Annotated in this window: 4 protein-coding genes and 1 pseudogene; 4 read left to right on the top strand and 1 reads right to left on the bottom strand. The window is 42.0% G+C overall.

Annotated features, from left to right (window positions below; translation table 11 throughout):
• From F6K20_RS40685 to F6K20_RS16455, 4 genes and pseudogenes are all read left to right on the top strand, one after another.
• Positions 1 to 108, top strand: a pseudogene (locus F6K20_RS40685) (TRAP transporter large permease subunit); the annotation flags it as partial.
• 1,992 nt (positions 109 to 2,100) lie between these two features.
• Positions 2,101 to 3,180, top strand: a complete 1,080-nt coding sequence (gene gmd / locus F6K20_RS16465; RefSeq protein WP_044495291.1) for a GDP-mannose 4,6-dehydratase — start codon at positions 2,101 to 2,103, stop codon at positions 3,178 to 3,180.
• 176 nt (positions 3,181 to 3,356) lie between these two features.
• Positions 3,357 to 4,301: a GDP-L-fucose synthase family protein gene (locus F6K20_RS16460; protein WP_287267598.1), complete on the top strand. Its 945-nt coding sequence runs from the start codon at positions 3,357 to 3,359 to the stop codon at positions 4,299 to 4,301.
• A gap of 494 nt (positions 4,302 to 4,795) precedes the next feature.
• Positions 4,796 to 6,997: a GumC family protein gene (locus F6K20_RS16455; RefSeq protein WP_008189977.1), complete on the top strand. Its 2,202-nt coding sequence runs from the start codon at positions 4,796 to 4,798 to the stop codon at positions 6,995 to 6,997.
• 22 nt (positions 6,998 to 7,019) lie between these two features.
• On the opposite strand, the gene F6K20_RS16450 is transcribed toward F6K20_RS16455, so the two are convergent.
• Positions 7,020 to 7,604: a DUF1361 domain-containing protein gene (locus F6K20_RS16450; RefSeq protein ID WP_287295330.1), complete on the bottom strand. Its 585-nt coding sequence runs from the start codon at positions 7,602 to 7,604 to the stop codon at positions 7,020 to 7,022.
• Positions 7,605 to 7,606 lie beyond the last annotated feature (2 nt).

Here is a 7,606-nt window from a genome sequence, read left to right as displayed (position 1 = left end):
CTCGCCGTACCGCTGTTTATCGTTGCGGCAAACATCATGAATGCAGGAACCATCAGCGATCGTCTGCTCAATTTCTGCGTGGCGGCCGTTGGCCGCTTTCGCGGCGGCAAAAGCACAATCATTACTAATACAGAAAGCACAAAATCAAAACATCTTTTTGCCCAAAAGTCAATACCAGTAATTAGAGGGGGAGAAAACCGTATGGTAGGTACACTAGCAATACTAGACATCTCCAAGTTTTGGTAAATAGGTCCTAATTCTGTACACAAAATTCGCAAGGTTATACCTGCGTTTCTGAGACTCCAGTAAAAGAACATATAATCTTTTACCTTGTTCCAAGAGCAAACAAAGACTTCGGCTACCTCTAGAGCACTAATTTCTTTAATAAAATCGGATATGTTCGATTTATCTAACAAATTAACATCGAAGAATTTAATAATGCCATAACAATCTTCGTTCCCCAGTAGTTGAATTGCTTTTTGTTGTTGATCTGGTGAACAGATTATCAGGGTTGGATAGCGAAGTAAACCTTTTTTGCGAAGCCGTTTCAGAATAAAATCTATTCCTAAGCGTCCGATGCAGACAAGAGCGAGGCTTAATAGCCACAACAAACTATAAATTGGTTGAATCACAAATTGATCGGGCTGATACAGGCAAGCAATAACGAGTAGACTAATCTGGGAAAAAGTGATTGTCTGGGCTAGAGCTAAGTAGTCACGGCGTTTGTTACCAGAATTATAAAGGTCTTGTAAAGCAAGCAATAAAATTTCCCAGGGTATGACTACATAAACTAGTATTGCTTGATTGACTATTCCCCAATCATTATTTATGTGATTACCAAAATTAACGGCAATTAAGCATGCCATCAATAGCATGAATACATCAGTGACAACTAATGTAACGATGCGAAGCCATACAGCATAGGTATTGCGACGAAGTTTGGCAAAAACAGGATCACGTATATCAAATCTATAGGTTTCAGTTAAGGGCAGTTCCATGACAACTCCATTAATTAATATCCGATGAAAACCAAATTATTATAAATAATACTCAATGGTATTTAATGCTAACTACTTGGATTTAATACTTATAAAAAAATGCTAATTCTTAGAACATATTATTATAATTTAATAAAAAAACACTAAATAAATTTTAACTACGGCGGTTTGCATAACTATCAGGTACACAGGATTGTTTTCCCTCTTCCCTCTTAGCTGCTCCCTGCTCCCTGCTCCCTGCTCCCTGCTCCCTGCTCCCTGCTCCCTAAAAAACCATAATTTTGTACCTAATTGAATTGCAAACCGCTGTATGACCCTTATCCATCAATTTAAGCAAATCGGCCATTTTTTTGATTCAATACAGAGATTTTTTGCGAGGAACCAGCGATAACCGCAAAAATAAAAATATCAACGATTATCTATACAAATAAATAGGCACAAAACCGGATGGTTTTGAAAAATGGTTAGACTTCCTATCTAAGTATAAAAATGCCGTACACTGAATTTTGTTTGATGCTTGACTAAACCAGTGTTTCAAAAGTCTACCTCATACTAAACCATGGGGCTAGACAAACTAATTCACCTGCGCATCCTCATAAAATTTGAGAACTTATAACCTGCGCAATTAGGCTAAATTTGTAAAATTTTTAACTTTAAAGACACCCTCTAAGGTGGAATGCTCCCTACTTATATCTATGCTAAACTACTGCATTAGTGGCGATGCATGTAATCAAATGTGAGGCTCCCTATTTGGGAAGGATGTTTGCCTAAAAAACTATCATCAAAAAAAATCACAAACATCCTTATCGGTTCGTCAAAAAAAAGCAACTACCAACTTTGTAGCGCAAAATTTTATTTACGTCAACACTATTTTATTCTTTAAAGAATTGTATTAATCGATAATTTTGAACTTTCTGTGGAGAATATGTGAAATTTTGGCTGAGAGGTTATTTACGGTAAATTCACTACAGCCACAAATAAATTTTTGAGTTAACGTGGTGATGATTCACTCCCATGCAAACTGGGAAGTTTGCATGGGAGATTTTCTCGGGAAGCAATATCTACCAAAATTGCCCACATTACATTACAGGAAAAGGAAAAAATGACGGAACCAAAGAGAGCGCTAATCACTGGAATTACAGGTCAAGACGGTTCCTACTTGAGTGAGTTGTTGCTAGAAAAGGGCTATGAGGTTCACGGCATTATCCGAAGGACCTCCACCTTCAACACAGATCGCATCGACCACATCTATGTAGACCCCCACAATGAAAACGCACGGTTCTTCCTACACTACGGTGACTTGACTGATGGTGTGACCCTACGCCGGATCTTAGAGGCGGTTCAGCCATTGGAAATTTATAACTTAGGGGCTCAATCCCATGTTCGGGTCAGTTTTGACTCCCCAGAATATACCGTTGACTCGGTGGGAATGGGTACTCTCCGACTCTTGGAGGCGATTCGAGACTATCGTCAGCGCACCGGTATCGACGTGCGTTTCTATCAAGCTGGTTCTTCTGAGATGTTTGGGAAGGTACAGGAGATACCCCAAAAGGAAACTACTCCATTTTATCCCCGCTCTCCCTATGCCTGTGCTAAAGTGTATGCTCACTGGCAAACTATAAACTATCGTGAATCCTATGGCATGTTTGCCTGCAATGGTATACTATTCAACCACGAATCACCCCGTCGAGGGGAAACCTTTGTAACCCGCAAGATTACCCGAGCAATTGCCCGAATTGTCGGAGGTCAGCAGAAAAAACTCTACCTGGGTAATCTTGATTCTAAGCGAGACTGGGGTTACGCTAAGGACTATGTCAAGGCAATGTGGATGATGCTCCAGCAAGACAAACCAGATGATTATGTGGTAGCTACTGGTGAAACCCACTCGGTTCAGGAATTTTTAGATATTGCCTTCAAATATGTCAATCTGGATTGGCATGATTATGTGGAGTTTGACAAGCGTTATTTGCGTCCTGCTGAGGTAGATCTACTTATTGGTGACCCCACCAAGGCAAAGAAGAAGCTGGGTTGGGAGCCATCTGTAACCTTTGAGCAGTTGGTAGCCTTAATGGTAGAAGCGGATTTACAAGCCTTGGGTCTGTCGCTCCCTAACGGCAAAAGTACTCAACCTTTGAATGATCAAGCCTATATCCGTCAAGGCTTAGCTACGATGGTTGACTAATCCGTTAGTTTATGACTGATTATGAAGGTAGCATCGGTGATGCAAGCCAATACATCTGACCCACAAATCCGGATCGATAGGATTTGTGTTGAATAATGACTCAGTATATTCCTGCTTGCATTGCGATGTACCAGACGGTGATAGTTCTCCAAAAGCTAGGCAAGGATGACAAATAAATGGTAAGTTTAGATCTTAGTAATAAGAGAATTCTAGTTACTGGTGGAGCTGGATTTCTAGGGCGTCAGGTAGTTGATCAGTTGTGTAAAGCTGGAGCGGATGCACAGAAGATTACTATTCCGCGATCGCGTGATTATGACCTGCGTTCTTTAGAGAACTGTCAAAGAGCTGTGGTTCAGCAGGATATCATCATTCATCTTGCTGCTCACGTTGGTGGCATTGGTCTTAATCGAGAAAAGCCAGGTGAGCTATTCTATGACAATTTAATGATGGGTACTCAGATAATTCATGCTGCCTATGAAGCTGGTGTGGAAAAATTTGTCTGTGTTGGTAGCATCTGTGCCTATCCCAAATTCACACCAGTACCCTTTAAAGAGGATAACCTCTGGGATGGTTATCCCGAAGAAACCAATGCCCCTTATGGGGTTGCTAAGAAAGCTCTTTTAGTCCAGCTACAAGCCTATCGGCAACAGTACGGATTCAATGGCATCTACCTGTTACCGGTGAACTTGTATGGTCCGGAAGATAATTTCGACCCCAGCAGTTCCCACGTAATCCCTGCCCTAATTCGTAAAGTCTATGAAGCCCAACAAAAGGGAGAAATGAAATTGCCTGCCTGGGGTGATGGTAGTCCTACCCGTGAGTTTCTCTACTCAACTGATGCAGCACGGGGTATTGTGATGGCTACCACGGATTACAATCAACCAGAGCCAGTTAATTTGGGTACAGGCTATGAAATCTCAATTCGCGATTTAGTTGAGTTGATTTGCGAATTGATGGAATTTAAGGGAGAAATTGTCTGGGAAACTGATCAACCCAATGGTCAGCCTCGCCGTTGTCTGGATATTCAACGAGCGAAGGAGGAGTTTAACTTCACTGCTCAGATGGAGTTTAAGCAGGGGTTGAAGAATACTATCGACTGGTATCGACAACACGCTAGCTAAATCTACCCAAACCCATTTTAGGTAGGGGCGAAGTATTTGTACCTGGATATGTAGCTTAAACAGTAGCTCCAAGAGTGCCAGTTTGTATACAAATACTTCGCCCTCTAAGGGGAAAGCCAGACAGACTTTAGTAGAAGAGTAATCAAAAGACAATTTATATCCTGTCTGGAAGCATTAAGAGTGTAAGGTTTGGTAATTAGTAATGGGCAACGGGGAATTGTGATGACTACCAAACTATTACCCATTACCATAAAAACTTATAAAATTAACACTAAAACCAAATATACATGATAGTAAAATTTTTTTTTATTCTTGTTAACAACTCTAACTTAATCAACTATAATCAACCAACATCCTAATTTGTTTTAATTTATATAGCATCTAACTATAGATAGATTTATAAAAAAAATACCTAGCTTCTGACGGTGAAAAAAGGGTGAGTAATCTACTAATTTTTTTTTGCAGTGAGTATTAAACTTTTTTCCTGAGCAATTATGGAAGCTATAGACTATTCAGAAGAAATAGATTTTCAGAAATACTGGCTAGTTCTCAAACGGCGCTTTTTGCCAGCTACCCTAGCCTTTGGTGGTGTTCTCGGTCTTGCTGCATGGTATGCCTCCTCTCAAAAAACTGTTTATTTAGCAGCAGCTCAACTGCTGTTAAAGACAGATAATTCCTCTTCTCTGACCGGGTTGGATAATCCAACTGGCACGATTGATAATGTGGCTCGCCAGAGCGACCCCTTATCTACGGAAGTAGAAATTATTCGTTCCAGACCAATTATAGAAAAAACCATCAGAGCTCTCAACCTCAGGGATGAAAACGGTGAATTTTACCCTCCTGGGGTCATTTTAGGAGGACTGAGTGTCAAACCAATTTTGGGGACAGACATCCTAACCATTTCCTATCAATCCCCTGATGCTAATTGGGCAGAAAAGATCGTTAACACACTGATTAGGGTTTACATAGAGAATGATATCCAAACTAACCGAGCGGAAGCTGTCGCCGCTCGTGACTTTATTGAGAAACAACTCCCAAAAGTTGAAGCTACTGTCAGCCAAGCAGAAGCGGATTTGCGTAGATTCAAAGAAGCTAATAAAATATTAGATCTGCAACAAGAAGCTAGCATTGCAGTCGGGTCGATTGCCAAATTAGACGACGAAATTTCTCAACTTCAGGCTCAGTTAGCACAGATAAATGCTCAGTCTGAGGGCTTGCGCAATAAGATCGGTCTGGATACACAGCAAGCTGTCGCAGCTACGTCTTTAAACCAGTCTACTGGGGTGCAGGAGGCACTTAGACAACTCCAAGAGGTACAAGCTCAGTTAGCAGTCGAGCGCACCCGCTTCAACGATGAATACCCGACAGTGGCTAAGTTGGCTCTTCAGGAAGCTGCACTATTAGAACTACTACAAGAGCGAATAGCACAGGTCATTGGTAGCCAACAACCAGCGCCACCGGTTAATAGTTTGTTAGAGTTTGGACCGATCCAGCAACAACTGACTGCAGAACTGGTTCAGTCCGAGGTACAGCGTTTAGGGCTGACTAGCCAGCTAGCTGTTCTGACCAATACTCAGTCGGCTTACAAACAGCGGTCTAGAGTCCTACCGAGACTAGAGCAGAATCAGCGGGAACTGGAGCGACGGGTAGCTGCTGCACAAGCAACTTACCAAATTTTGTTAAGCAAACTACAAGAAACCCGAGTTGCGGAAAATCAAAATGTAGGTAATGCCCGTGTTATTTCAGAGGCTATCGTTCCTGAAAACCCGATTCCGATCCCAACCAACCTGATCCTGGCAGGGGGAGCCTTTGCTGGTATCTTAGTTGCGATCGCTACGGCTTTCTTGCTCGACCTCTTAGACAGATCGGTTCATACGCTCAAAGAGTTAAAAGAGTTGTTCAGATATACGTTGTTAGGGGTTATTCCAGACTACGGCAAGCTGGTCAGTACAAGCTATTTTGGTGGATTTTCTCAACAGAATGTTTTCCCCATTTTTCCGAGAGATTTGCCCCGCTCTGTCATCGGTGAAGCCTATCAAATTCTGCAAGCCAATCTGAAATTTATCAGTTCTGATCGACCACTGCAATCGATTGTAGTAACCAGTTGTGTTCCTAAGGAAGGCAAGTCTCATGTCTGTGCTAATTTAGCTGCAGCTATGGCTCAAGTAGGACGTCGGGTGTTACTAATCGATGCTGATCTGCGTTATCCATCTCAACATCATCTGTGGGAACTAACTAACTCAGTGGGTTTAAGTAATATTCTCGTGGGTGAGGCTCAATTTGATCAGGCTAAACAGGAAGTAATGACTGGTCTTGATGTTCTGATGGCTGGGGTCATCCCTCCAAATCCTGTGGCTCTTCTGGACTCTCAGAAGATGGCTTCACTGATGGAGAAGTTCTCACAAGAGTATGACTGCGTTATCTTAGATACTCCAGCATTAGCTGGTATGGCTGATGCCCCAATTTTGGGCAAAATGGCTGACGGCATTTTGCTGGTGGCCCGACCTGAAAAGGTAGATTCTGCAAGCGCTAATGCGGCTAAGGAAATTCTCAACAGCTCAGGTCAAAATGTTCTGGGGTTAGTTACCAATGGTGTAATCTTCAAAAACGAACCTAACGGCTATATCTACCACAACAGGGAAAACTATACTCCGCCAGATGTCAGTCAAGAAAAGGCTGAATGTAATCAGCCGTAAAACCTTGCACGCTGTGAATCTATTATCCAGAAGCTGCGCTGCCAGAACGTTGGTGGCGCATTCTGATCATAATTCCTAAGGTTATTTGCTTCATCATCCAGTAAAATACTGTCAGCACCACGAATGTTACGGCCATCACTAGTAGTGGACCTTTCGAGGTTAAATCATTAATCATGCCCTTAGCTAAGGTATTGGGTTGAGCAACCAAGTCCCAGCTGTTGAACCGTTGGAATCGTCCTAGATAAATACCAAAGGCGCACAGAGCATGAGTAATTAACTCAGCTGAGGAGATCAACTTTCCTAACCTTCGCCGCTGCAAATACTCACCTAGGTTCATCACAGATAGAACGTAAGCTTCAAAACCGGTTAGGATAACTAGCAGATGTTGGGGAATAACAACTAGAGTAATTGTCCATACTGAGTAATTCCTGCGAATGGCTTGAATTAGATGAATCACATCGGTGAGCAGATAGGGCGCATTGGGCAAAAATAGGATAAAAACTGCTAAACCTATCCACCATAATCCGGAGTGTAAGCCAGATTTACTGCGGAATAGCCAAAAACTTAGAGCTAATGGTATTGATGCTAGAAACAAATTCCAAGCCATCA

The sequence above is a fragment of the Moorena sp. SIO2C4 genome, assembly GCF_010672485.1.
Lineage (GTDB): Bacteria > Cyanobacteriota > Cyanobacteriia > Cyanobacteriales > Coleofasciculaceae > Moorena > Moorena producens.
This window is presented reverse-complemented; position numbering and strand designations above follow the sequence as displayed.

Coding starts and splice junctions, on each gene's coding strand:
- F6K20_RS16460 (WP_287267598.1), top strand. CDS start 3,357: ATGGTAAGTTTAGATCTTAGTAATAAGAGAATTCTAGTTACTGGTGGA.
- F6K20_RS16455 (WP_008189977.1), top strand. CDS start 4,796: ATGGAAGCTATAGACTATTCAGAAGAAATAGATTTTCAGAAATACTGG.
- F6K20_RS16450 (WP_287295330.1), bottom strand. CDS start 7,604: ATGGCTTGGAATTTGTTTCTAGCATCAATACCATTAGCTCTAAGTTTT.
- gmd (WP_044495291.1), top strand. CDS start 2,101: ATGACGGAACCAAAGAGAGCGCTAATCACTGGAATTACAGGTCAAGAC.